The organism is Microbacterium sp. NPDC059771, assembly GCF_042732495.1.
Lineage (GTDB): Bacteria > Actinomycetota > Actinomycetes > Actinomycetales > Microbacteriaceae > Microbacterium > Microbacterium sufflavum.
The window spans coordinates 2,571,477-2,597,226 of the sequence record NZ_JBHWHK010000001.1; the positions used below are offsets into that span (position 1 = coordinate 2,571,477).

General features: G+C 67.7%; 23 protein-coding genes. 10 read left to right on the plus strand and 13 right to left on the minus strand.

Features of this window, described 5'->3' with window-relative positions:
• Window positions 1-8: 8 nt before the first annotated feature.
• The gene (rpsA, locus tag ACFV3I_RS12315) at window positions 9-1,463 is read right to left on the minus strand and encodes a 30S ribosomal protein S1 (protein ID WP_136028795.1); all 1,455 of its coding nucleotides are present in this window, start codon (window positions 1,461-1,463) and stop codon (window positions 9-11) included.
• Between the two features lie 234 nt (window positions 1,464-1,697).
• Between rpsA and ACFV3I_RS12320 the strand changes: the two genes are divergently transcribed.
• The 3 genes from ACFV3I_RS12320 to ACFV3I_RS12330 all read left to right on the plus strand — a co-directional run bounded on the left by ACFV3I_RS12320 (window position 1,698) and on the right by ACFV3I_RS12330 (window position 4,025).
• Window positions 1,698-2,249: a hypothetical protein gene (locus tag ACFV3I_RS12320; protein WP_378822948.1), complete on the plus strand. Its 552-nt coding sequence runs from the start codon at window positions 1,698-1,700 to the stop codon at window positions 2,247-2,249.
• A gap of 116 nt (window positions 2,250-2,365) precedes the next feature.
• Window positions 2,366-3,043: a hypothetical protein gene (locus ACFV3I_RS12325; protein WP_378822950.1), complete on the plus strand. Its 678-nt coding sequence runs from the start codon at window positions 2,366-2,368 to the stop codon at window positions 3,041-3,043.
• Window positions 3,044-3,074: 31 nt separating this feature from the next.
• A complete protein-coding gene (locus tag ACFV3I_RS12330) occupies window positions 3,075-4,025 on the plus strand; it encodes a 5'-3' exonuclease (protein ID WP_136028792.1) in 951 nt (316 codons plus the stop codon).
• A 3-nt stretch (window positions 4,026-4,028) separates the two neighbouring features.
• On the opposite strand, the gene ACFV3I_RS12335 is transcribed toward ACFV3I_RS12330, so the two are convergent.
• A complete protein-coding gene (locus ACFV3I_RS12335; protein ID WP_205814370.1) occupies window positions 4,029-5,015 on the minus strand; it encodes a PHP domain-containing protein in 987 nt (328 codons plus the stop codon).
• A 2-nt stretch (window positions 5,016-5,017) separates the two neighbouring features.
• Window positions 5,018-6,088: an anthranilate phosphoribosyltransferase gene (trpD, locus tag ACFV3I_RS12340; RefSeq protein ID WP_378822953.1), complete on the minus strand. Its 1,071-nt coding sequence runs from the start codon at window positions 6,086-6,088 to the stop codon at window positions 5,018-5,020.
• A 192-nt stretch (window positions 6,089-6,280) separates the two neighbouring features.
• On the opposite strand from trpD, the gene ACFV3I_RS12345 reads away from it, so the two are divergent.
• The 6 genes from ACFV3I_RS12345 (at window position 6,281) to ACFV3I_RS12370 (ending at window position 12,320) form a co-directional block, all read left to right on the plus strand.
• Window positions 6,281-6,934: a heme-copper oxidase subunit III gene (locus ACFV3I_RS12345; protein ID WP_136028789.1), complete on the plus strand. Its 654-nt coding sequence runs from the start codon at window positions 6,281-6,283 to the stop codon at window positions 6,932-6,934.
• Between the two features lie 20 nt (window positions 6,935-6,954).
• Complete coding sequence (locus tag ACFV3I_RS12350; protein ID WP_136028788.1) at window positions 6,955-7,755, plus strand: c-type cytochrome; 801 nt, start codon at window positions 6,955-6,957, stop codon at window positions 7,753-7,755.
• 36 nt (window positions 7,756-7,791) lie between these two features.
• Window positions 7,792-8,868, plus strand: a complete 1,077-nt coding sequence (locus ACFV3I_RS12355; protein WP_136028787.1) for a ubiquinol-cytochrome c reductase iron-sulfur subunit — start codon at window positions 7,792-7,794, stop codon at window positions 8,866-8,868.
• The gene (locus tag ACFV3I_RS12360) at window positions 8,865-10,679 is read left to right on the plus strand and encodes a cytochrome bc complex cytochrome b subunit (RefSeq protein ID WP_136045370.1); all 1,815 of its coding nucleotides are present in this window, start codon (window positions 8,865-8,867) and stop codon (window positions 10,677-10,679) included. The genes ACFV3I_RS12355 and ACFV3I_RS12360 overlap by 4 nt, the downstream gene beginning before the upstream one ends.
• A 601-nt stretch (window positions 10,680-11,280) precedes the next feature.
• Window positions 11,281-11,817, plus strand: a complete 537-nt coding sequence (locus tag ACFV3I_RS12365; protein WP_378822955.1) for a GNAT family N-acetyltransferase — start codon at window positions 11,281-11,283, stop codon at window positions 11,815-11,817.
• 83 nt (window positions 11,818-11,900) lie between these two features.
• Window positions 11,901-12,320: a rhodanese-like domain-containing protein gene (locus ACFV3I_RS12370; RefSeq protein ID WP_378822956.1), complete on the plus strand. Its 420-nt coding sequence runs from the start codon at window positions 11,901-11,903 to the stop codon at window positions 12,318-12,320.
• 68 nt (window positions 12,321-12,388) lie between these two features.
• On the opposite strand, the gene ACFV3I_RS12375 is transcribed toward ACFV3I_RS12370, so the two are convergent.
• From ACFV3I_RS12375 to ACFV3I_RS12395, 5 genes are all read right to left on the minus strand, one after another.
• Window positions 12,389-12,823, minus strand: a complete 435-nt coding sequence (locus ACFV3I_RS12375) for a cytochrome c oxidase subunit 4 (protein ID WP_025105064.1) — start codon at window positions 12,821-12,823, stop codon at window positions 12,389-12,391.
• Between the two features lie 3 nt (window positions 12,824-12,826).
• The gene (ctaD, locus tag ACFV3I_RS12380) at window positions 12,827-14,560 is read right to left on the minus strand and encodes a cytochrome c oxidase subunit I (RefSeq protein WP_205812734.1); all 1,734 of its coding nucleotides are present in this window, start codon (window positions 14,558-14,560) and stop codon (window positions 12,827-12,829) included.
• Between the two features lie 3 nt (window positions 14,561-14,563).
• Complete coding sequence (coxB, locus tag ACFV3I_RS12385; protein WP_136031360.1) at window positions 14,564-15,460, minus strand: cytochrome c oxidase subunit II; 897 nt, start codon at window positions 15,458-15,460, stop codon at window positions 14,564-14,566.
• Between the two features lie 142 nt (window positions 15,461-15,602).
• Complete coding sequence (gene erpA, locus ACFV3I_RS12390; RefSeq protein ID WP_136031358.1) at window positions 15,603-15,965, minus strand: iron-sulfur cluster insertion protein ErpA; 363 nt, start codon at window positions 15,963-15,965, stop codon at window positions 15,603-15,605.
• 69 nt (window positions 15,966-16,034) lie between these two features.
• Window positions 16,035-17,438, minus strand: coding sequence for a dipeptidase (locus ACFV3I_RS12395; RefSeq protein WP_136031356.1), 1,404 nt, complete (start codon window positions 17,436-17,438; stop codon window positions 16,035-16,037).
• Window positions 17,439-17,483: 45 nt separating this feature from the next.
• Between ACFV3I_RS12395 and ACFV3I_RS12400 the strand changes: the two genes are divergently transcribed.
• Entirely contained in the window at window positions 17,484-18,056 is a 573-nt protein-coding gene (locus ACFV3I_RS12400) for a DUF3043 domain-containing protein (RefSeq protein WP_136031354.1), read from the plus strand.
• Here ACFV3I_RS12400 and ACFV3I_RS12405 read toward each other — a convergent pair.
• The 5 genes from ACFV3I_RS12405 to dnaE form a co-directional block, all read right to left on the minus strand.
• Complete coding sequence (locus tag ACFV3I_RS12405) at window positions 18,031-19,068, minus strand: quinone-dependent dihydroorotate dehydrogenase (protein WP_247981854.1); 1,038 nt, start codon at window positions 19,066-19,068, stop codon at window positions 18,031-18,033. The genes ACFV3I_RS12400 and ACFV3I_RS12405 overlap by 26 nt on opposite strands.
• A 10-nt stretch (window positions 19,069-19,078) precedes the next feature.
• A complete protein-coding gene (gene nrdR, locus ACFV3I_RS12410) occupies window positions 19,079-19,549 on the minus strand; it encodes a transcriptional regulator NrdR (protein ID WP_136037296.1) in 471 nt (156 codons plus the stop codon).
• A 10-nt stretch (window positions 19,550-19,559) separates the two neighbouring features.
• Complete coding sequence (hisD, locus tag ACFV3I_RS12415; protein ID WP_136031349.1) at window positions 19,560-20,864, minus strand: histidinol dehydrogenase; 1,305 nt, start codon at window positions 20,862-20,864, stop codon at window positions 19,560-19,562.
• A 1-nt stretch (window position 20,865) separates the two neighbouring features.
• Window positions 20,866-22,107 (minus strand): hypothetical protein, encoded by a 1,242-nt coding sequence (locus ACFV3I_RS12420; RefSeq protein ID WP_378822962.1) that lies wholly within the window; start codon window positions 22,105-22,107, stop codon window positions 20,866-20,868.
• Window positions 22,108-22,175: 68 nt separating this feature from the next.
• Complete coding sequence (gene dnaE, locus ACFV3I_RS12425) at window positions 22,176-25,694, minus strand: DNA polymerase III subunit alpha (RefSeq protein WP_136031345.1); 3,519 nt, start codon at window positions 25,692-25,694, stop codon at window positions 22,176-22,178.
• Window positions 25,695-25,750: the final 56 nt, after the last annotated feature.

A 25,750-nucleotide genomic window follows, 5' to 3' on the forward strand; every position in this document is an offset into this window, starting at 1 on the left:
AATGTTACTTAGGAGTTACCGCCCGAGAGCTTCTCGCGCAGAGCGGCGAGAGCCTCGTCATCGGCGAGCGTGCCGGCACCGGCCGACTCGCTCGAGAAGGACTGGCCACCGAAGTCGTCGCCGGCCGCAGCCTCGGCCTCGGCCGCCTTGGCGACCTGAGCCTTGTGCGCCTCCCAGCGAGCCTGGGCCGCAGCGTACTCCTGCTCCCATGCCTCGCGCTGGGCGTCGAAGCCTTCCTTCCACGCACCGGTCTCGGCGTCGAAGCCCTCCGGGTACTTGTACTCGCCGTTCTCGTCGTACTCGGCGAGCATGCCGTACAGGGCCGGGTCGAACTCGGTGCCGTTGGGGTCGACCGACTCGTTGGCCTGCTTCAGCGACAGCGAGATGCGGCGACGCTCGAGGTCGATGTCGATGACCTTGACGAAGACCTCTTCGCCGACCGACACGACCTGCTCGGCCAGCTCGACGTGCTTGCTGGAGAGCTCGGAGATGTGGACGAGGCCCTCGATGCCGTCTGCGACGCGCACGAACGCACCGAACGGGACGAGCTTGGTGACCTTACCCGGCGTGACCTGACCGATCGCGTGGGTGCGGGCGAAGACCTGCCACGGGTCCTCCTGCGTCGCCTTCAGCGACAGGGAGACGCGCTCGCGGTCGAGGTCGACCTCGAGGATCTCGACGGTGACCTCCTGGCCCACCTCGACGACCTCGGAGGCGTGCTCGATGTGCTTCCAGGACAGCTCGGAGACGTGCACGAGACCGTCCACGCCGCCCAGGTCGACGAACGCACCGAAGTTGACGATCGACGAGACGACACCCTTGCGGACCTGACCCTTGTGCAGGTTGTTCAGGAACGTGGTGCGCGACTCCGACTGCGTCTGCTCGAGCAGCGCGCGGCGGCTGAGGACGACGTTGTTGCGGTTCTTGTCGAGCTCGAGGATCTTCGCCTCGATCTCCTGGCCGAGGTACGGCGTGAGGTCGCGCACGCGGCGCAGCTCGATGAGCGACGCCGGGAGGAAGCCACGGAGGCCGATGTCGACGATGAGTCCACCCTTGACGACCTCGATGACCGTACCGGTGACGACGCCGTCGTTCTCCTTGATCTTCTCGACGTCTCCCCAGGCGCGCTCGTACTGGGCGCGCTTCTTGGAGAGGATCAGGCGGCCTTCCTTGTCCTCCTTCTGGAGAACGAGGGCCTCGACCTGGTCGCCGACGGCGACGACCTCGTTGGGGTCGACGTCGTGCTTGATCGAGAGCTCGCGCGAGGGGATGACGCCCTCGGTCTTGTAGCCGACATCGAGGAGGACCTCATCGCGGTCGATCTTGACGATCGTGCCCTCGATGATGTCGCCGTCGTTGAAGAACTTCAGGGTCTTCTCGACCGCGGCCAGGAAGTCCTCAGCAGATCCGATGTCGTTGATGGCGACCTGCTTGGTGGCCGGGGCGGTCGTTGCGGTAGTCATGTAGTGGGTTGTCCTTGTTGAATGGATACTCGGGCTGGAAGCGCGGCCGCGCACGGCCGACAGCATGCTTCACAGCGGTTGGATTGTGATTGTTCGGCACCTGGGCATGCGCATGCACGCCACGAGTGACGATTCAGGCTATCAGAAGAAGCGATCCGCCCGCGAGCGGAGAGTTCGCCGCTCCCCTGTGGACAACCGCGACGCCCGACCCCGCATTCCCCGTACCGTGACCGGGTGATCCCGTCATCCACCATCCGGCTCCGAGCGACGCTCACCGCCGCACTCGTCGCCACGCTCCTCAGCCTCGCCGCCTGCGCACAAACCCCGCACACGACCCCGAGCCCCACCGCCACCCCGCTGTTCGCGAACAAGGAAGATGCCTTCGCCGCCGCCGAAGCAACGTATCGCGCGTATACCGATGCATCCAACTCGACGATCCTCACCGACGCCACCACTTTCGACGCGGTGTTCGCCTGGCTGCGAGCGGACGCTCTCGACTCCGCCCGCAAGAACTTCAGCGACTACTACGCCAGCGGTGTTACGCGGACCGGAGCATCGTCATTCGATCACTTCACCCCCAGCAGCTACGATGCCGAGACTCGGACAGTCGTCGTCCATCTCTGCATTGATGTTTCCAGTGTTGATGTTCTGGATGCGGAGGGTCACTCTGTCGTGCCCGCGGACAGGCCCCCTCGGCGGGCCGTAGAAGTGAAGATGATTTCAGCCGATACAGCGACACGGTTGGCAATCTCCTCCGCGATTCCAACGGACATGTTGACGTGCTAGCGAGATCGCGCGGCCTGTCGCTTGCCATCGTGCTCATGATGGCCACGAACACACCCCCGCCACAGATCGGTTCGGAAGCGTCGTGGTCGTCGAGTCTCGATGACTCAGAGGTCACCGTGTCGGCGTCACAGACTCGTCCCGGCGCATCCCCCGTCGAAGCCACCCCCGACGCACGCCACACGGGCACGCCCCGTCGCTACCCCCGCCCGGACCAGAACCGTCAGTCCGACGTGTGCGCGGGCATAGCCGATGAACGATGCCGCGCCACGGCGCCTCAGACTCCTCCCGCACCCCGGCCTGCTGCCCCGGGTCCCGCGCTCACGATCACCGATGTCGCCCAGTTCGCGCCGGACCCGGCCGCCACCAGCGCCGAGCCGTCCAACATCGGCGTCGCCGGACTCCCCACGAACTTCCTCACCCCCACCGCCCCTCCGGCCCGCACCGGCACTCTCCTGGGCACGCCCATCACCGTGCGCTTCACGCCGGTCCGCTACGACTTCGTTTACGGCGACGGCACGACCACATCCACCACAACGCCGGGACTCCCGTGGGCCGCGCTCCGTCAATCCCAGCTCACCCCCACCCCCACCAGCCACGTGTACCGCGCCCGCGGCACCTACACCGCCACCACCGCCGTCCACTACACCGCCGAGCTCGACACCGGCAGCGGCTGGGTGCCCCTCCCCGGCGAGCTCACCATCCCCGGGCCCGGCCAGGCCATCCGCATCTATGAGGCCACCACAGCGCTCGTCCGTCACACGTGCACCGAGCAACCCACCGCCCCCGGCTGCTGACCCGTGCGCACGCACGCTCTACCCTGAAGCCATGCCCCGCGCCGAACGCCTCATGCTGCTCGACACCGCCAGTCTGTACTTCCGCGCCTTCTACGGCGTGCCCGACAAGGTGACCGCCCCGGACGGCTCCCCCATCAACGCCGCGCGAGGACTGCTCGACATCGTCGCGAAGCTCATCACCCTGTATCAGCCGACGCACGTGGTCGCCTGCTGGGACGACGACTGGCGGCCGCAGTGGCGCGTCGACCTGATCCCGAGCTACAAGACGCACCGCGTGGTGGAGGTCGTGGCCGGTGCGCCGGACGTCGAGGAGGTGCCCGATCCCCTCGAGGCGCAGATCCCGCTCATCCGCGAGACCCTCGCCGCCATCGGGATCCCGATCGTCGGTGTGGCCGAGCACGAGGCCGACGACGTGATCGGCACCCTGGCGACGCACGCATCCATGCCGGTCGACATCGTGACGGGCGATCGCGACCTCTTCCAGCTCGTCGACGACGCCGCCGACGTCCGGGTCATCTATACGGCGCGCGGCATGAGCAACCTCGAGGTGGTCACCGACGCCACCGTCGTCGCCAAGTACGGGGTGCTCCCGTCGCAGTATGCCGACTTCGCCACGATGCGAGGAGATGCGTCCGACGGCCTCCCCGGCGTCGCCGGGGTGGGCGAGAAGACGGCGGCCACGCTGCTGGGGGTGCACGGCGACCTGGTGGGGATCCGGGAGGCGGCGGAGGCGGGTGAGGGCATGAGCGCAGGGGTGCGCGCCAAGATCCTCGCAGCGACGGCCTACCTCGATGTCGCACCGACCGTCGTGGCCGTGGCGACGGATCTCCCGATCGCCACACCGGACGTCCCCCTCCGTGCCCTGTCGGAGAGCGAGGTCACGACGGCGACGGCACTGGCGGAGAGGTGGAACCTCGGCGGCTCGATGACGCGGGCGGTCACCGCGGTGACGGAGGCCGGACGCGCAGCGACCGAGGAGTGAGCGTCACTCCGCCCAGGCGAGCAGGCGGGACAGACCCCAGGTGGTGACGATGCGCGACGCGGGCACTCCCGCACGCTCGGCGCGTTCGGCACCGTAGTCCAGCAGCGAGAGCTGTCCCGGCGCGTGGGCGTCGGAGTCGATCGAGAAGAGACACCCGGCTTCCAAAGCGATCGCGATCAACTCGTCGGGTGGATCCTGTCGCTCCGGTCGCGAGTTGATCTCCACGGCCACGCCGTTCTCGGCACAGGCGGCGAAAACCGCCGCAGCGTCAAAGGCCGACGGCGGGCGCGTCCCCCGGTCGCCCTGCACGAGCCGGCCTGTGCAGTGACCGAGCACATTGACGCGTGGATGCGAGACGGCGGCGATCATGCGCGCGGTCATGGGCCTGGCGTCCATGCGCAGCTTCGAGTGCACGGAGGCGACCACGATGTCGAGTTCCCGGAGGAGATCGTCGTCCTGGTCGAGAGACCCGTCTTCGAGGATGTCCACCTCGATGCCCGCGAGCAGCGTGAAACCGTCGCCAGACTGCGCCCGCACGAGCGGCATCTGCTCCCGCAGCCGTTCGGCGGAGAGGCCACGCGCCACCCGCAGACGCGGCGAGTGATCGGTGATCGCCTGATACTCGTGCCCCTGGGCCCGAGCGGCGGCGGCCATCACCTCGATGGATGTGGTGCCGTCCGACCAGTCGGTGTGGGCATGCAGGTCGCCGCGCAGTCGGCCCCGCAGCTCCGAGACCCGCTCGGGTTCGACCTCGCCGCGCAGCTCTACGAGGTACTCGGGGATGCGGCCCTCCTGGGCCTGGCGGATTACGGCGAACGTCGACTCCCCGATCCCCCGTGCGGCGCGAAGCCGGGTGGGGTCGTTCCGCACGTCCTCGGGGAGATCCTCGAACGTGGCGGCTGCCTGCCGGAACGCCTTCGCCCGATACCGCGATGCCCGCTCGCGCTCGAGCAGCGAGGCGATCTCGAGGAGGGCGTCGACGGGCTCCATGGTCACTCCTCGACGGCGGCCAGTTCGCGGCTCGCACCGATCCACGCATCGAGCTTCGCGAGGGCCCGCCCGTCGTCCACCGCCGCGGACGCGCGAGCGTATCCCTCACGCAGACGCTCCAGGATCGGCCGCTGCACCTGCGTGGCGTCCTGCGAGAGCTCGAACGCGACGATGCCGGCCGCGGCGTTGAGCAGCACGATGTCACGCACGGGCCCGGTCTCACCCGCGAGCGTGCGTCGCAGCACCTCCGCGTTGTGCTCGGGCGAGCCGCCGATCAGGTCGGCGAGGTCGGCGAGCGGGATGCCGAGGTCGCGCGGATCCAGGTCGTGCTCGTGGATGTCGCCTCTGGTCACCTCCCAGATGCGACTGTGACCGGTCGTGGTGAGCTCGTCCAGCCCGTCGTCTCCGCGGAACACGAGGGCGGTGGCGCCGCGGGTGCGGAAGACGCCGGTGATGAGCGGGACCCGCTCCATCTGCGCCACCCCCACCGCGTTCGCTTCGGCTCGTGCGGGGTTGCAGAGCGGGCCGAGCATGTTGAACACGGTCGGAACGCCGAGCTGCGCGCGCACAGCTCCCGCGTGCTTGAAACCGGGATGGAACGCCCCGGCCCACGCGAAGGTGATCCCGGTCCGGTCGAGGATCGAGGCCACGGCAGCGGGGTCCAGCGAGAGCTCCAGGCCGAGCGCGCCGAGCACGTCGGAGGAGCCGGATGCCGAGCTCGCAGCGCGATTGCCGTGCTTAACGACAGGGACTCCGGTGGCGCCGATGATGATGGCCGCGGTCGTGGACACGTTGACGGTCCCGACGCGGTCGCCGCCCGTTCCGACGATGTCGAGAACGTCCGGCGAGACCGGGAGAGGAACGGCCGCCTCGAGGATCGCGTCCCGGAAGCCGACGATCTCGTCGATGGTCTCCCCCTTGGCCCTGAGTGCGATGAGGAACCCCGCGAGCTGCGCCTCGGTGACCGAGCCCGACATGATCTGGCGCATCGCCCAGGTGGATTCCCAGACGCTGAGGTCCCGACGCTCGAGGAGGGTGGTGAGCACATCGGACCAGGTCAGGGATTCAGCCATGTGTGCGATCCTATCGGCGCGGAGAAAACGTGCAGATCGATCCGCGCTTCCGCGCAGACGGGTGTCGACCGCCGTTTCCCGCGGATTCACCGATGATTCGCAGTGATCTCTTAGGGTCCCCTAAGTCCCTGACGAGGGATTCGACGGCCGTGGGTGCAAGAATCACGTCCGCGGATCGGCCATAATGGAGGGGTGACGACCTCAGCGACGTATGCCCCGGCGGCGAGAACGATCAAGCGGCCCAACCCGGTAGCTGTCGGCACCATTGTGTGGCTCGGCAGCGAGGTGATGTTCTTCGCGGGACTCTTCGCGATCTACTTCACGCTCCGCAGCACTTCACCCGAACTCTGGGCCGACCGTACCGAGCTTCTGAACGTGCCGTTCGCGGCCGTCAACACGGCGATCCTCGTGCTCTCGTCGTTCACGTGCCAGATGGGCGTGTTCGCGGCCGAGGACCTCCAGCCCTACCGCATCGCGAAGGGCCAGAAGAACGGCGCCGGTCGCCGTCGCCTGTTCGGCTGGGGCATGGTCGAGTGGTTCTTCCTCACCTTCGCCCTCGGCGCGATCTTCGTCTCCGGCCAGGTCTGGGAGTACGCGCAGCTGGTCGCGGAGGGCATGCCCATCCAGGCCGACTCGTACGCCTCGGCCTTCTACCTGACGACCGGTTTCCACGCCCTGCACGTCACCGGCGGTCTCGTCGCGTTCCTCCTCGTCATCGGCCGCGCGTACGCCGTCAAGAACTTCCGGCACAAGGAGGCGACGTCCTCGATCGTGGTGTCTTACTACTGGCACTTCGTCGACGTCGTCTGGATCGTGCTGTTCTTCGTTATCTACTTCCTGAAATAAGAGCGGAGCTGATCCCCGAGATGGCACGAGAGAAGAAGCGCCGTTCGAGCGGTCGTCGCAGCCCACTGGCGGCGGCCGCGCTCATCGGAGCTGGACTGATGATCACGGGCGCCGTGTACGCAGGAGCGTCCGCCGCCTTCGCGGCCAACGACGCCCCCAGCGCGGCGACGCAATTGACGGTGGAGGACGGCGAGAAGCTGTTCCAGGCGAACTGCGCCACCTGTCACGGCCTCGACCTGCAGGGCACCCCCAACGGACCGAGCCTCTACGGCGTCGGCGAGCTGGCTGTGGAGTTCCAGGTGTCGACCGGCCGCATGCCGCTGCAGATGCAGGGCCCGCAGGCACCGCAGAAGGAGCCGCAGTTCACCGAGGAGCAGATCCTCGCGATGTCGGCCTACGTGCAGTCCGAGGCCCCCGGTCCGACGTTCCCGTCCGACCGCATCCTGGACGGCGAGGGAGACGTCGCGCACGGTGCCGAGCTCTTCCGCGTCAACTGCGCGATGTGCCACAACGTCGCGGCCGCCGGTGGTGCTCTGACCGAGGGCAAGTACGCCCCCGCGATCACCGAGACCAGCGCGCTGCACATCTATGCCGCCATGGTCACCGGCCCGCAGAACATGCCGGTCTTCGGCGACATGAACCTGTCCGACGAGGACAAGCGCGACATCATCTCGGCCCTGCTCTTCCAGCAGCAGTCGGTGCAGATCGGTGGCTTCTCGCTGGGGTCGCTCGGCCCGGTTTCCGAGGGCCTGTTCGTGTGGATCTTCGGTATCGGCGCTCTGGTCGCCATCACCGTGTGGATCACGGCGAAGTCCAACTGACGCATATTCATCGAAGAGGAACGTACGAGGAGCACCATGGCACACGACGACGACTCGCAGGCTCTTGACAGGGCCTACCAGCCCTCTCCGGGGCTGGGTGTCGCAGTCAGCGATCCCGTGCAGAACCCCGGGCTGCCGCCGCACCGCGAGCGGATGACCGATAAGGACCCGCGCGCTGAGAAGGCTGCGGTCCGTACCGTCTACACGCTGTTCTACCTGTCGCTCGCCGGCAGCATCTGGGCGGTCGCCGCCTACATGCTGTTCCCGATCGAGAGCGGCGCGCTCATCGACATCCGGCAGAACAACCTCTTCATCGGTCTGGGCATCGCTCTCGCGCTGCTCGCCCTCGGCATCGGCGCGATCCACTGGTCGAAGGCGCTCATGTCCGACAAGGAGCACGTCGAGCTGCGCCACCCCACGCGGGGCAAGGACTCGACGCGCGAGGCCGCCATCAAAGCGTTCGCCGACGCCAACGAGGAGTCCGGATTCGGCCGCCGCACCATGATCCGTAACTCGCTGTTCGCGGCGATCGTGGCGTCGATCATCCCCGGAGTCACGCTGTTCCGCGGTCTCGCACCGCATTCCACGCCGGACGACCCGACCAAGGGCGACCCGGTGGCGCTGCTGAAGCACACGATGTGGGACAAGGGGATGCGCCTGGTGCGCGACCCCGACGGTACGCCGATCCGCGCCGCCGACGTCACGCTCGGCTCTGCCTTCCACGTCATCCCCGAGGACCTCGCCGAACTCGGCCACGACGAGGGCTACCTCGAGGAGAAGGCCAAGGCCATCGTGCTGATGATGCGCCTGCGGCCCGAGCAGCTGATCGAGGCCGAGGATCGCAAGGACTGGTCGTACGACGGCATCGTGGCCTACTCCAAGGTCTGCACCCACGTCGGCTGCCCGGTGGCTCTGTACGAGCAGCAGACGCACCACCTACTGTGCCCGTGCCACCAGTCGCAGTTCGACGTCACCGACCACGCGAAGGTCATCTTTGGACCGGCCGCCCGTCCGCTTCCGCAGCTGCCCATCACCGTGGATGACGAGGGCTACCTCATCGCACGCAGCGACTTCACCGAACCCGTCGGCCCGAGCTTCTGGGAGCGCCATTGAGCACCGCAACGCTGTCCAAGGACGAGAAGGACACCAAGGCGCCTCTCGGCGGCCGCTTCGTCGGCGCCGCATCGAACTACATCGATGAGCGCACCAGCCTCTCCGGCTTCGTCAAGGAGCTCGGTCGCAAGATCTTCCCCGACCACTGGTCGTTCATGCTCGGTGAGATCGCCCTGTGGAGCTTCGTCGTCGTGTTCCTCTCCGGAACCTTCCTGACGTTCTTCTTCCAGGCCTCGATGGTCGAGACGCACTACACGGGCGCATACGCCCCCATGCGCGGAATCGCGATGTCCTCGGCTCTCGAGTCGACGCTGCACATCTCGTTCGACCTGCGCGGTGGGCTCCTGGTCCGCCAGATCCACCACTGGGCCGCGCTGGTCTTCATCGCGGGTATCGGCGTGCACATGCTGCGGGTGTTCTTCACCGGCGCGTTCCGCAAGCCGCGCGAGCTGAACTGGGTGATCGGCTTCCTGCTGTTCATCCTGGCGATGGCCGAGGGCTTCACCGGCTACTCGCTCCCCGACGACCTGCTCTCGGGCAACGGTCTGCGCATCATCGACGGCATGATCAAGGGCCTGCCCCTGATCGGCACCTGGACGTCGTTCCTCCTCTTCGGCGGCGAGTTCCCCGGCACCGACATCGTCGGCCGTCTCTACACGCTGCACATCCTGCTGCTCCCGATGCTGGTGATCGCCTTCATCGTCCTGCACCTGATGCTCATGGTCATCAACAAGCACACGCAGTTCGCCGGCCCCGGCCGCTCGAACGACAACGTCGTGGGCTACCCGATGATGCCGGTGTACATGTCCAAGATGGGCGGCTACCTGTTCATCGTCTTCGGCACCATCGTGCTGATCGCGACGTTCTTCCAGATCAACCCGATCTGGAACTACGGCCCGTACGACCCGTCCCCCGTCTCGGCGGGTACGCAGCCCGACTGGTACATCGGGTTCGCGGACGGCGCGCTGCGCCTCGCCCCGTCGAACTGGGACATCGTGTTCCTGAACCACACGTGGTCGTTCGGCATCCTGGCTCCGGTCGCAGTGCTCGGCCTGTTCATCGTGATCGTGGCGATCTACCCGTTCATCGAGGCGTGGGTCACGGGCGACAAGCGCGAGCACCACATCGCCCAGCGTCCCCGCAACGCGGCCACGCGCACGGCGATCGGTGTCGCGGGCGTCATCTTCTACGCCGTGCTGTGGGCGGCGGCATCGTCCGACCTCATCGCGACGCACTTCATGCTCACGATGGAGGGCGTGATCCACACGCTCCAGGTGCTGCTGTTCCTCGGCCCGATCATCGGCTACTTCGTCACCAAGCGCATCTGCATCGCGCTGCAGAAGAAGGACCGCGAGATCGTGCTGCACGGCTTCGAGTCGGGCCGCATCGTCCGCCTCCCCGGTGGCGAGTACATCGAGGTGCACCAGCCGGTCGACAAGTACGACCGCTGGAAGCTCATCGACATCGACGGCTACGAGCCCCTCGTGGTGCGCCCGAACGCCAAGGGCCGCATCCCGTGGACGGAGAACCTTCGTTCGGCGATGTCGCGCTGGTTCTTCGAGGACCGTCTGGCTCCGCTCACGCAGGCCGAGGTGGACGCCGCCGATGCACACCAGCACCACGTCACGGCGGACAACGAGGCGGCCGAGGCCGCGGAGATCCAGGGCGCTCACGAGCGCGCCGGCTTCCCCGACGCCCCGCTCACCGTCGACGAGACTCACGTCGACGAGACGCCGAACACGCCCAGCACAGTGATCTCGACCGAGCCCGTGAAGCGTCCGCGCAAGAAGAAGTCGGAGGACGACGAGTAGTCGCCACTCCCCCGCTGAAGGCCCCGTCTCGTCGGACGGGGCCTTCGTCGTCTCACCGATGAGAGGATCACTTCATGTCATCCAGTGCTCGGTCAGCTCGCTCGCGCGCGCTTTCGCCCCGACGCGCGCTCCATCTCGCCGCTGAGTCTGCCGCCGGTCCCCACGTCGCTGCTGGCCCCCTCGCCGGTCCCCACGGCGCTGCTGGATCCCTATTCCTCGACGATCTCAACGACGCCGGAGGACCCGTCACCGCCGCCTCTACAGCCGCAGCTCCCACCGGCAGCACTCACGTCGTCGCTCCTGGACCCCTCGCCGGTCCCCCCGCCGCCGCCGGGCCCCTTGCCCCCGCCGCTCCCCCTGACGGCACTCACGCCGGCGCTGCTGAGCCCATCGCCGAAGCCCGTACCGACATCCACATCGTTGGACATGGAGCCCGTGACGTGCACCCCTGGTTCGCGTCTGTCACGCGGTCCATGCCGAACCCATCGACCCCTGCATCGGCCACGACCGACCCGTTCCCGATCACGCTCGACATGGGGCACGCGGCCCAGGATGAAACGACACGGAGCACCCCCGCGGTCATCGGCTCGGCGGCGTCGCTATGACACGCGTGCGTATCCGGCCGGCGGAGCCGCAGGACATCGCTGCTCTGGAGGAGATCGAGCTCGCGGCCGATCGTCTCCTGGTCGAACGCTTCCGCGCGCAGGACTGGCCGCCCCCGGCAACGGCAGCCGAGCGCGCCGCCCATGATGGCTACGTCCTGGTCGCCGAGGCGGCCGATTCGCGCCGTGCCGCGCATCCCGCCCGATCTGCGCTCACCGTCGTCGGCTTCGCCCACGTCCTGCAGATCGACGGAGATGGGCATCTCGAGCAACTGTCGGTGCACCCTGCTCATGGTCGCCGGGGTATCGGTCGGCAGCTGGTGCATGCCGCGCTGGACGAGAGCGTTCGACGGGGGAATCAGCGCATCACTCTGCGCACCTACGCCGAGGTTCCCTGGAACGCCCCGTTCTACGCCACGTGCGGGTTCGCCGTGAGCACTCCCGATACGCCGTTCCTCGAGTCCCTCGTGAGCATCGAGCACGCCCTCGGGCTGGACGCATACGGAACGCGCGTGCAGATGACGCGGCGCCACTGACAGCGGGGGCCAACGGCAGAATCCGCACGACCGACGTCCGTCTCACTGCGCCACGCGGCCACAGCGGGAACTAGCGTGGAGACATGATCTCGCGCTCCGACTACTTCGCCGCCAAGCTCGCCTATGAAACGGATCCCGCCGACGTGCACGCCGCGCGCACCGCGGGCGAACAGCTCGTCGTGGTCGATGTCCGGTCCTCGGAGGCGTGGACCCAGGGGCGCGTGACGGGCGCGGTTCACATGCACCACAGTGAGATCGCCGCCCGGGCGCCCCAGGAGATCTCCCCCGACGCCGAGGTCGTCGTGTACTGCTGGAGCCCCGGCTGCAACGGCGGTACGCGGGGCGCGGCCGAGTTCGCCCGCCTCGGGTATCGGGTCCGCGAGATGATCGGCGGATTCGAGTACTGGGTGCGAGAGGGCTACCCGGTCGAAGATGCCGATGGCGTGCACCACCGCCCCGTCGATCCCCTCACCGGGATTCCACGGATCCGCACGCGCGCCTGAACGCCGCGCTCACACACACGGGAAAGGCCCCCCGGAACGATCCGGGGGGCCTTTCGCAGGTACAGCGCTCAGCGGGCGAAGTTCCCGCGGTAGTACTCGTAGACCCAGCCGACGATCGCGACCACGAAGATCGCGAGACCGATCGGCAGGAGGAAGTGCCCCACCGCGAGCCCGACAACGAACACGCCTGCCGAAGCGGCGAGCACGAGCGGCCACCACGACCACGGGCTGAACTCTCCGAGCTCGGGGTCACCGTCGTCGATGTCGGAGGTCAGGATGTCTTCCGGCAGCTCACCGTTCTGCGCCTTGTGGGTGCGGTCGAGGTAGAACGCGACCATCGCTCCCATGAAGGCGGAGAAGAACAGCGCCACGGTGCCGACCCACTCGATCTGATTCACGAGCGGCAGGCCGGGGTGGGCGAGGATGTTCCAGCCCGTGTAGACGACGCCCACAAGGGCGAAGAACGCGGTCAGGACCCACCAGATGATGACGTTATCGCGCATGACTCAGTGGCCCTCTCGCTCGCCCGGTGCGGTGGTCGCGAACTCGGCCGCCTCCGGGTGGTTCAGGTCGAACGCGGGACGCTCGCTGCGGATACGCGGGATCGACGTGAAGTTGTGCCGCGGCGGCGGGCACGAGGTCGCCCACTCGAGCGAGGCGCCGTAACCCCACGGGTCGTTCACCGTCACCTTGGGCGCCTTGCGCGCGGTGATCCAGACGTTCAGGAAGAACGGCAGCATCGAGGCGCCGAGGATGATGGCGCCGATCGTGGAGACCTGGTTCTGCCAGGTCCAGCCATCGGCCGCCGAGTAGTCCGCGTAGCGACGCACCATGCCGTCCACACCCAGCCAGTGCTGGATCAGGAAGGTCATGTGGAAGCCGACGAACAGCATCCAGAAGTGCACGTAGCCCAGACGCTCGTTGAGCATGCGTCCCGTCCACTTGGGCCACCAGAAGTAGAAGCCCGCGAACATCGCGAACACGACCGTGCCGAACACCACGTAGTGGAAGTGCGCCACCACGAAGTACGAGTCGCTGAGGTGGAAGTCCAGCGGCGGGGCCGCGAGGATGACACCGGTCAGACCACCGAAGACGAACGACACCAGGAAGCCGAGCGCGAAGACCATCGGCGTCTCGAACGTGACCGACCCTCGCCAGAGCGTGCCGATCCAGTTGAAGATCTTCACACCGGTCGGGACGGCGATGAGCATCGTCATCAGCGCGAAGAACGGCAGCAGCACCGAACCGGTGACGTACATGTGGTGCGCCCACACGGCGACCGACAGCGCGGCGATCGCGATCGTCGCGTACACCAGCGTCTTGTAGCCGAAGATCGGCTTCCGGCTGAAGACCGGGAAGATCTCCGAGACGATGCCGAAGAACGGCAGCGCGATGATGTACACCTCGGGGTGGCCGAAGAACCAGAACAGGTGCTGCCACAGGAGCACACCGCCGTTGGCCGGGTCGTAGACGTGAGCGCCGAGGACGCGGTCGGCGGCGGCGGCGAAGATCGCGGCCGCGAGCACCGGGAACGCCATCAGGATGAGCAGGCTGGTGATCAGCGTGTTCCACGAGAAGATCGGCATGCGCCACATGGTCATACCCGGGGCACGCATCGTGATGATCGTGGTGATGAAGTTCACCGCACCGAGAATCGTTCCGAAGCCGGAGATGCCCAGACCGAGCATCCAGAGGTTTCCACCGGCACCCGGCGAGAACGAGGCGTTGGCCAGCGGCTGATAGGCGAACCAGCCGAAGGAGGCGGCACCCTGCGGGGTGAGGAAGCCGGCGACGGCGATCGTCGACCCGAAGAGGAACAGCCAGAACGCGAAGGCGTTGAGACGCGGGAAGGCGACGTCGGGCGCACCGATCTGCAGCGGCAGGATCGCGTTGGCGAAACCGGCGAACAGCGGCGTCGCGAACATCAGCAGCATGATCGTGCCGTGCATCGTGAACAGCTGGTTGTACTGCTCCTTCGTCGGGATGATCTGCATTCCCGGCGCGAAGAGCTCGGCGCGGATGACCAGGGCCATCACGCCGCCGAGGAGGAAGAACAGCACAGACGCGATCAGGTACATGTACCCGATGGTCTTGTGGTCGGTGGAGGTGATCCACTTGACGACGATGTTGCCCTTCTGCTCCACACGCGAGGAGCTCATGAGAGCCGCCTGACGTGCGGGCAGAGTGGTGGGACGGGAGCGGGGTGCCTCGTCGGTGCGAGGAGCTTCAGTGGTCGACATGACTTACTCCTCTCCTTCCTCGGTGTCGGTCTTCCCGGAGGTGCCGGGGAGGTTCGAGAGACGGTCGTACGCGTCGGTGATGTCGCCCGTGTTGCCCTTCTCCTCGAGCGACTCGAGGTAGGCGTCGTACTCCTCCTGGGAGACGACCTTCACGTTGAACAGCATCATCGAGTGGTACTCACCGCAGAGCTCGGCGCACTTGCCGGCGTACTCGCCCTCGCGCGTCGGGATGAAGGACCAGGAGTTGTCCTTGCCGATGAACATGTCCTTCTTGTACAGGAAGTCGATGATCCAGAAGGAGTGGATCACATCGCGCGACTGAAGGTTGATCGTGACCTTCTTGTCGACGGGGAGCACCAGCGTCGGGAGCTCGGCCTTGTCGATGTTGCCCTCGGCATCGGGCTGGGCCTGGATGCCCATCGTCCAGACCGTGTCGTCTTCGGTGTCGCCGTTGTACTGGAAGTCCCACGCCCACTGCTTGGCGATCGCGGTGATCTCGACGTCGGGGTTGTCCCACTTGGTCTCGATCTCGGTCTGGTCGCGCGCCGTGAAGAAGAACATGCCCAGCACGAGGATGAGCGGCACGATCGTGTAGAAGATCTCGATCGGCATGTTGTAGCGCATCTGCACCGGGAGACCGGTCTGCCCCTTGCGCCGGCGGTACGCGATCGCGGCCCACGCCATGAGGCTCCAGGTGATGACGCCGACGGCGAGAAGAACGATCCAGGAGTTCACCCAGAGCGACGACACGCGCTCCGTCTGGTTGGTCGCTGCCGGGCCACCCTCCACGAAGCCCGGAAGAAAGCCGTTCAGCTCGGTGGGAGTACATCCCGCCAGAGCCACAGCTGCCACGACTCCCACAGGGAGTGCGGCCCAACGAAGGCGGCGTTTCGAGGGCACGATGCACCTTTCAGATTGCGGACAGGGCACGTTCAAGTCTAGAGCAACCTCACACCCGATTCATGCCATCCACGCAGGTTCCGCACGCGAAACGGCCGCCGTCACGCGAGGTGACGACGGCCGTGGTCCGGAAATCCGCAGATCAGTGGAAGCTGTCTCCACAGGCGCAGCTTCCCGCGGCGTTCGGGTTGTCGATCGTGAAGCCCTGCTCGGAGATCGTGTCCTTGAAGTCGATCGACGCGCCGTCGAGGTACGGGACGCTCATGTTGTCGACGATGACCTCGACGCCGTCGAAGTCGACCGTCTCGTCGCCCTCGAGGAAGCGCTCGTCGAAGTAGAGCTGGTAGATCAGGCCGGAGCAGCCTCCGGGCTGGACGGCCACGCGCAGACGCAGATCGTCGCGGCCCTCCTGCTCGAGAAGGTTCTTGACCTTGGTGGCCGCGGCGTCCGTCAGGCTGACGCCGTGTGCGCGGGTGGTCTCTGCGGACAGGGTGGTGTCGGTCATGTCACTCCTTGGGACGGGCCGCGATACACGGCTTCTGTGACGATTCTACCGCCGCTTCCCGCGACGGGCTCAGAGCTCGACGGCGTTCATCCGTGCCAGCAGCAGCGCCTCGGTCGCGACCGCATGACGGAAGGTGTCCAGGTGCAGCGACTCGTTCGGGCTGTGCGCGCGGGAATGCGGGTCTTCCACTCCCGTCACGAGGATCTGCGCGTCGGGGAACTCGCGGACGAGGTCGGCGATGAACGGGATGGACCCGCCGACTCCCAGGTCGACCGGCGCCACGCCGTAGCCGTCGCGCATCGCGTCGCGGGTGAGCGAGACCGCCCAGCCGCTGGTGTCGACGAGGAACGGGTTGCCCAGGTCGACGTCGGAGAACGACAGTTCGGCGCCGAACGGGGCGTGGGCACGCAGATGCCGCTCCAGCGCGTCATACGCCTCCTGCCCCGTCTGCCCGGGTGCCACCCGCGCGCTGATCACGACGGTGACCTCCGGCAGTAGCGTGTTCGACGCGGCCGAAACGCTCGTCGCGTCGATGCCGATGACGGTCACCGACGGCTTGTTCCAGATGCGGCTCAGAATCGTCCCGTCGCCGATCGGCATCGTGCCGGGAAGGAGACCCGCTTCGTCGCGCAGGGTCGCCTCCGCGTACTCCGGCGTCTCCGCCTCGCGGCTCGTCATACCCTCGACGGCGACCGATCCGTCGGCGTTCCAAAGCGTCGAGAGCAGCCGGACGGTGGCCATCATCGCGTCGGGCACCGCGCCACCGAACATCCCGGAGTGGGACGCGTGGTCGAGCGTGCGGACCTTCATCGTGAACCGGGCGTTCCCCCGGAGCGACACGGTAAGCCCGGGCGTCACCGAATCCCAGTTGCCGGAGTCCGCCACGACGATGGCGTCGGCGCGGAGGGCGTCTTTGTTGTCGGCGAGGAACTGGGCGAACGAGCGGGAGCCGTACTCCTCCTCCCCCTCGATGAACATCGCGATCCCGAGGTCGAGGTCGGCACCGAGAACCGACGACACCGCGCGGATCGCACCGATGTGGGCCATGATCCCCGCCTTGTCATCGGCGGCCCCGCGTCCGTAGAGGCGGCCGTCGCGCACCGTCGGCTCGAACGGCGGGGTCTCCCAGAGGGCGTCGTCGCCGGGGGGCTGCACATCGTGGTGGGCGTAGAGGAGGATCGTCGGCTTGCCGTTGCGAGCAGCGCGGGTCGCGAGCACCGCGGGCTGTCCGTGCTCATCGGTGCCCGGGATCGCGGCACGCAGCACACGCACCTCGTCGAACACCCCCGTGTCCCTGGCCAGCGTCGCGACGGCGTCCGCACTGCGCTCCAGCTGCGTCTGATCGAACGCGGGCCAGGCCATGCCGGGGATGCGGACCAGGTGCCCCAGATCGGACAGCGCGGACGGGATGCCGGTGGCCACGGCCTCGAGGACGGCGGCGTCGGACTCGCTGGGAAGTGCAGGTGAGGTCATGCGAGTAATCTTAAGGTGACCATCTTCAGCGAACCGAGGAAACCCGTGGCCACTACCCCCGTCTCCCCTTCGACGAACGACGACGCCCCGCAGACGCCCGCCGTCGGCAAGGGGCGCGCCACGCCGACCCGCGCCGAGCAGGAGGCCGCGCGACGTCGGCCGCTGGTGGCCAACACCAAGGAGGCGAAGGCGGCCGCCCGGGCCGAGCTGAACGAGCGGCGCGCACGCGCCCAGGCGGGGATGGCCGCCGGGGAGGAGAAGTACCTCCCGGTGCGCGACAAGGGCCCGCAGCGGCGCTGGGTGCGCGACTACGTCGACGCGGGCTGGCACCCGGCGGAGTTCGTCATGGGCGTCATGGTGCTGGTGATCCTGGCGTCACTCCTGCCGACGAACCTCATGATCTCGTTCTACGCGTACCTGTTCATGATGGCGTACCTCGTCATCGCGATCGGCGGCATGATCCTGCTCGGCCTTCGGGTCAAGCGCAAGGCGGCCGCGAAGTTCGGCGCCGACCGCGTCGAGAAGGGCCTCGGATGGTACGCCGGCATGCGCGCACTGCAGATGCGGTTCATGCGCCTGCCGAAGCCGCAGGTCAAGCGCGGGCAGTACCCCGACTGACCAACCCGCGGTTGATCTCGCGACCCCAGAACGGGCCGCGGTAGAGGAACGCCGTATACCCCTGCACCAGGGTCGCTCCAGCGTCCAGACGCTCCTGCACGTCGGCGGCCGTCTCCACTCCGCCGACCGCGATCACGCAGAAGTCCTCGGGCACCGCGGAACGGACGACCCTCAACACCTCGAGAGAGCGCCGCTTGAGCGGAGCACCGGAGAGCCCGCCGGCACCCGCAGCCTCGACCGTCGCGGCATCGGTGACGAGCCCGTCCCTGCTGATCGTGGTGTTGTGGGCGATGATCCCCGCGAGTCCCTCCGACACGGCGAGCTGCGCGATCGCGGTGATCTCATCATCGGCGAGGTCGGGCGCGATCTTGACCAGCAGCGGGGTCGAGCCCGAAGCGTCGCGGACGGCGCGCAGCAGTGGCGCCAGCGTCTCCACCGCCTGAAGCCCGCGAAGGCCCGGAGTGTTCGGAGAGGAGACGTTCACCGCGAGGTAGTCGGCGAGAGGCGCGAGCCGGGTGGCTGACGCGACGTAGTCGGCGGTCGCGTCCTCGACATCGACCACGCGGCTCTTGCCGATGTTGACCCCGATGACCGTGTCCGGCGCGCCCCGCCGGAGCCGGGCCAGACGACGGGCCGCGGCGTCCGCTCCCCTGTTGTTGAAGCCCATCCGGTTGATCACGGCACGGTCGGCGATCAGGCGGAAGAGCCGGGGCTTCGGATTCCCGTCCTGCGGGATCGCCGTGATCGTGCCCACCTCGACGTGTCCGAAGCCGAGCGCGGCGAGACCTCGTACGCCGACCGCGTTCTTGTCGAAGCCCGCGGCGATACCGAACGGCGACGGGAACGTGAGGCCCAGCGCCTCCACACGCAGTGACGGATCCGGCCTGGTCATCGCGCGGGTCGCCCAGGACAGCGGCGGGACACCGACGGCACGGATGACGGCCATGCCGGCGTGGTGGGCGAACTCGGGATCGAAGCGCGACAGGACGGCGCGGAAGAGGAGGGGATACATCCCTGCCAGATTACCGGTCGCCCGCCTCCGCCTTCGCGTGGTCGGCGCGGAGATCGCCGATGGCCGCCTCGAAGTCCTCCAGAGAGTCGAACGCCTGATAGACGCTCGCGAATCGAAGGAACGCGACCTCATCGAGCTCACGCAGCGGACCCAGGATCGCCAGGCCGATCTCGTTGGTATCGAGCTGGGACACCCCGGTCTGACGCACCGCCTCTTCCACGCGCTGCGCGAGGATCGCCAGGTCGGCCTCCGTCACCGGACGCCCCTGACAGGCCTTTCGCACGCCGGAGATCACTTTCTCCCGGCTGAACGGCTCCATCACGCCCGAGCGCTTGATCACGTTGAGGCTGGCCGTCTCCGTCGTCGAGAACCGTCCTCCGCACTCCGGACACTGTCGGCGACGGCGGATCGAGAGTCCGTCGTCGCTGGTGCGGGAATCGATGACCCTGGAGTCGGGGTGACGGCAGAAGGGGCAGTGCATCTGACCGATCCTACGCGGTGAACCGCGCCTCGATCGCCTCGCCGTGCGCGGGCAGCGCTTCGCTGTTCGCCAGGGCGACGACCCCCTCGCGAACCGCGGCCAGGGCGGCGCGATCGTAGGAGACGACCTGCTGCGGACGGAGGAAGGTATAGGCGCCGAGGCCCGGTGCATAGCGCGCCTGGCCGCCGGTCGGCAGCACGTGGTTGCTCCCCGCCATGTAGTCGCCGAGGCTCACCGGGGTGTGGTCGCCCACGAACACCGCGCCGGCACTGGTGAACGCCGCCGCTGCCTGCTCGGCGTCGGACAGGTGCAGTTCCAGGTGCTCCGGCGCGTACGCGTTGCTGAACGCCACCGCCATCGCGCGGTCGTCGACCAGGACGACCGCGGACTGCGGACCAGCCAATGCGGCAGCGACACGTGCGCTGTGGCGCGTCGCCGCGGTGAGCCGCTCGACCTCGGCGACGACCCGGTCCGCGAGTCCCTCCGCATCGGTGACGAGCACGGCCGACGCCTGCTCGTCGTGCTCGGCCTGGCTGACCAGGTCGGCGGCGACGAGACGCGGATCGGCGGTGGAATCCGCGACCACGAGGATCTCGGTCGCTCCAGCCTCGGAGTCCGTTCCGACGACGCCCGCTACGGCCCGCTTGGCCGAGGCGACGTAGTTGTTGCCGGGGCCCGACACCACATCGACGGGATCGAGGCCGAGACCGGGGACACCGTGCGCGAAGGCACCGATCGCTCCCGCACCTCCCATGGCGTACACCTCGGTCACTCCGAGCAGAGCCGCGGCCGCCAGGATCGTCGGGTGGACACGACCATCCTGATCCGCCTGCGGCGGCGAGGCCAGGGCGATCTGCTGCACCCCGGCGACCTGCGCGGGGACGACATTCATGACGACGCTCGACGGGTAGACGGCCTTTCCGCCGGGGATGTAGACACCGACCCTGTGCACGGGCTGCCACCGCTGAGTGATCGTGGCACCCGCGCCGATGGTCGTGACCTGCGAGGCCGGGACCTGAGCGGCTGAGGCCAGGCGCACGCGCTGGATCGCCTCGTCGAGCGCCGCCCGCACTGCCGGATCGAGCGAGTCGAGGGCCTGCGTCATGTGCGCCTCAGGCACGCGAACCTCGTGCCCGACGACCCGGTCGAACCGCTCCGCCTGCTCTCGCAGCGCACCCTCACCACGCTCCCGCACCTCCTCGACGAGGCGTGCCGCGGTGTCGAGCGCCTCCGCGCGCGCCTGCGTGGCGCGGGGGACGGCCGCGAGCATGTCCGCGGGCGAGAGCTCGCGCCCCCGCAGATCGATCGTGCGCATGTCAGCCCTTCGTGATGTCGGTGATGTCGTGGAGGTATCCGATGCGGCCGTCGTCATGGCGAACGACGTAGGCCCCTCCGCGATCCTCGATCACCAGCGCCCACGCGGTCGGCCCCACCCGGAAGATCGGCTCGCCGCGCTCGTCGTGCACATCGCGCTCGGTGGGCGCCAGGATCCAGAACGGTTGCGCCGCCTCCGTGTACTGGCGGGGGATCGTGGCCTCGACGTCGTCGTCCTGCTCGTCCGCGACGATCGGATGGACGGCCGTGGCATCGTCGGGGACATCGACCGCTCCTGTCTCCTCCCGAGCGGTCGTGCCGAGGAGCGACTCGATGCTCCCGGTGTCGGAGACGATCTCGGGCTGCTCGGCCCGGGAACGCCGGGAGTAGCTCGGCGTGTACTCCTCCTCGTCGGCCACGGGTATCGTCCCCGTGCCTCCGCCCGACGCGTGCGCAGTGAGCGGGATCCGGTCCGAGTAGTCGGCCGGGTACGAGTCGGTGTCGTCGTGACGCCGATCGCCATCGCCCGCATCGGGTACTACGTCGGTGACGGCGTCGGTTGCGGTGTCCGGGCTGGTGGGGGGTCCGGTGTCGATGACCGCGTCCGTGTCGGACTCCTCCGGCGACCCCACCGCCGCCTCGTCCTGAGTCTCCCCGGACGTCGACTCCGGGCGCGGACGGGCGATCACCGGCCGGACCGGATTCGCGTTCCGGTGCGCGAGAGTCACCAGCCGACCCTGGAAGTCTTCACGCAGCCCCGGGATCAGCGGTGCGAAAACGGTCAGGACGACCAGCGCCACCGACGTGATGACCTGCACGAGCGCGTTCCACGGCAGACCCCACTGACCCGTGGCGATCGCGGCGGTCACCGCCAGCCAGAGGTTGCCCGCCCACACGCACGCGGATACGGCGAAGGCAACGGAGGCGAACTGATCGATGCCCAACGAGCCCACGCGGCGGATGCCGTCGGGAGAGAACCGGCGCAGCACCAGCAGGAACACGGCCACCGTCGGGACGCCGATCGGCAGGATCCACTGGATGCCGATGCCCCACAGCGAGACGCCGCCGCTGAGGGGGAAGAAGGAGACGAGGAACGACACCAGCCAGACGCCGACGATCAACAGCTCACGCAGCGTGAAGCCGAGGATGCCGTACTCCGGGGTCACTTCGTCGTCATAGAGGACGCCGTCCTCGTCGCTGAACACCGCGTCGGCGGCATCCGGCTCGGGAAGTTCCGTGCTCATAGTGGTCCTTTCATCACCGGCGCACTCTGGCCGTGGCGGTGCTGTCGACGGCTCCCGATCCTACCCGTTCACCCCAGACAGGTCGGGCCGAGCAGTGACTTGAGGTCGCCGAAGAGGTCGGCCGACACCTTCACCGGCATCGGGACCTCGAACACCTTCGCCGTCCCGCCGCGGTGCACCCGAAGCAGCACCTCGGTCTCGCCGTTGTGCCGTCGCAGCACCTCGGCGAGCTCGTGCATCACGCGCTCGGTGGCGCGCTGCTCCGCGAGCACGAGCGACAGCGGGCCTGCGGCGTCGAACGAGCCCACATCGGGTGCGAAGGCCGACTGGGCATGCAGGTTGAGGCCGTCGTCGCGGCGCGACACCCTCCCCCGCACGGCCAGGATCGCGTCCTGCTGGAGGGTGTGCTGGAACTCCGTGTACGTCTTGCCCATGAACATCACGGTGACCTCGCCGTTGAAGTCCTCGACCGTGATCATGCCGTACGGGTTTCCGCTGGCCTTCGCCACCCGGTGCTGCACGCTCGTGACCAGGCCCGCGACCGTCACCTGGTCGCCGTCCTGCAGGTCCTCCGAGTTGTTGAGGTCATGGATCGAGATCGACGCGTGCTTCGCCAAAGGCACCTCGAGGCCCGCGAGCGGATGGTCGGACACGTACAGCCCGAGCATCTCCCGCTCGAACGCCAGCTTGTCCTTCTTGATCCACTCGGGTCGAGCGGGGACCTTGGCCGGCGCGACCTCCTCCAGCCCGTCGTACAGGCTGTCGAAGTCGAACCCGATCGCGCCCTGAGCCTCGTTGCGCTTCCGGTCGACCGCGGCCTCCACGGCGTCCTCGTGCACCTCCAGCAGCGCACGCCTCGTGTCGCCCATCGAGTCGAACGCGCCCGCCTTGATGAGTGACTCCACGGTGCGCTTGTTGGCGACATGCAGCGGGACCTTGTCGAGGAAGTGGTGGAACGACGTGAAGCGCTCATCCTTCCTGGCCTGCACGATCCCGTCGACGACGTTGGTGCCCACGTTGCGCACCGCTCCCAGACCGAAGCGGATATCGTCGCCGACGGCGGCGAAGAAGTTGATCGACTCCGAGACGTCGGGCGGCAGCACCCGGATACCCATGCGGCGGCACTCGTTCAGGTACAGCGCCATCTTGTCCTTCGAGTCGCCGACGCTCGTCAGCAGCGCCGCCATGTACTCGGCCGGGTAGTGCGCCTTCAGGTACGCGGTCCAGTAGGACACGAGACCGTACGCGGCGGAGTGCGCTTTGTTGAACGCGTAGTCGGAGAAGGGCAGGAGGATGTCCCACAGCGCCTTGATCGCGCCCTCGCCGAAGCCGCGCTCTTTCATACCGCCGGCGAAGCCCTCGTACTGCTTGTCCAGCTCGGACTTCTTCTTCTTTCCCATCGCGCGACGGAGGATGTCGGCCTGACCGAGGCTGAACCCGGCGACCTTCTGCGCGATGGCCATCACCTGCTCCTGGTAGATGATGAGGCCGTACGACTCCTCCAGGATCTCGGCCAGGGGTTCCTCGAGCTCCGGGTGGATCGGCGTGATCTGCTGCTGGCCGTTCTTGCGCAGCGCGTAGTTCGTGTGCGAGTTCGCGCCCATCGGGCCCGGGCGGTACAGCGCGATGAGGGCCGAGATGTCACCGAAGTTGTCCGGCTTCATCAGGCGCATGAGCGACCGCAGCGGAGGGCTGTCGAGCTGGAACACGCCCAGGGTGTCGCCGCGCGCGAGGAGCTCGTACACCGCGGGGTCGTCGAGTCCGAGGTGCTCGAGGTCGAGCTCCTCGCCTCGGTTCATGCGGATGTTGTCGAGCGCGTCCGAGATGATCGTGAGGTTGCGCAACCCCAGGAAGTCCATCTTGATCAGGCCGAGCGTCTCGCACGACGGGTAGTCGAACTGCGTGACGATTTGCCCGTCCTGCTCGCGGCGCATGATGGGGATGATGTCGAGCAGCGGCTCCGACGACATGATCACACCGGCAGCGTGCACGCCCCACTGGCGCTTGAGGCCCTCGAGCCCGAGCGCGCGATCGAACACCGTCTTCGCCTCGGGGTCGGTCTCGATCAGCGCCCGGAACTCGCTCGCCTCCTTGTAGCGCGGGTGCGCGGAGTCGAACATGCCGTCGAGGGGCATGTCCTTGCCCATGACGGCGGGGGGCATGGCCTTGGTCAGACGCTCCCCCATGCTGAACGGGAACCCGAGCACGCGGCCGGCATCCTTGAGCGCCTGCTTGGACTTGATCGTGCCGTAGGTCACGATCTGCGCCACGCGCTCGGAGCCGTACTTCTCCGTCACGTACTCGATGACCTCGCCACGGCGGCGGTCGTCGAAGTCGACGTCGAAGTCGGGCATCGAGACGCGGTCCGGGTTGAGGAAGCGCTCGAAGATGAGACCGTGCTCCAGGGGGTCGAGGTCGGTGATCCGCATCGCGTACGCCACCATCGACCCGGCACCGGAGCCTCGGCCGGGACCGACGCGGATGCCGTTGTCCTTGGCCCAGTTGATGAAGTCGGCGACGACGAGGAAGTAGCCAGGGAACCCCATCTGCAGGATGATGCCGGTCTCGTACTCCGCCTGCTTGCGCACCCGGTCGGGGATACCGCTCGGGTAGCGGTAGTGGAGGCCCTTCTCGACCTCCTTGATGAGCCAGCTGTCTTCGGTCTCGCCGTCCGGCACGGGGAAGCGGGGCATGTAGTTGGCGGAGGTGTTGAACTCCACCTCGCAGCGCTCGGCGATCAGCAGCGTGTTGTCGCACGCCTCCGGGTGATCGCGGAACAGCTGCCGCATCTCGGCCGCGGTCTTGATGTAGTACCCGTCGCCGTCGAACTTGAAGCGGTTCGGGTCGTCGAGCGTTGACCCCGACTGCACGCACAACAGCGCCTCGTGCGCGTCGGCCTCGTGCTGGTGCGTGTAGTGCGAGTCGTTCGTGGCCACCAGCGGGATGCCCAGGTCTTTGGCCAGCCGCAGCAAGTCGGTCATCACCCGGCGCTCGATCGACAGGCCGTGGTCCATGATCTCGGCGAAGTAGTTCTCCTTGCCGAAGATGTCCTGGAACTCCGCCGCCGCCGCCCGCGCCGCGTCGTACTGCCCGAGACGAAGACGCGTCTGCACCTCGCCCGAGGGGCACCCGGTCGTCGCGATGAGGCCCTTGCCGTAGGTCTGCAGCAGCTCGCGGTCCATGCGGGGCTTGAAGTAGTAGCCCTCCATGCTCGACAGCGAGCTAAGCCGGAAGAGGTTGTGCATCCCCTCGGTGCTCTGACTCCACATGGTCATGTGGGTGTACGCGCCGGACCCCGAGACGTCGTCGCTCTTCTGATCGGGCGAGCCCCACTGCACGCGGGTCTTGTCGCTGCGGTGCGTGCCGGGGGTGACGTACGCCTCCAGCCCGACGATCGGCTTGATGCCCGCGGCCTGCGCCGCCCGGTAGAACTCGAACGCCGCGAACGTGTTGCCGTGGTCGGTCACGGCGATCGCCGGCATGCCGTAATCGGCCGCCGCCTGCGTCATGGCATTGATCTTCGCCGCGCCGTCCAGCATCGAGTATTCGCTGTGCACATGCAGGTGGACGAAGGAATCGGATGCCATGTTCCGAGTCTACGGCGGGGCCCCGACACCGAGATCGGTGCCGGGGCCCGTGTCCG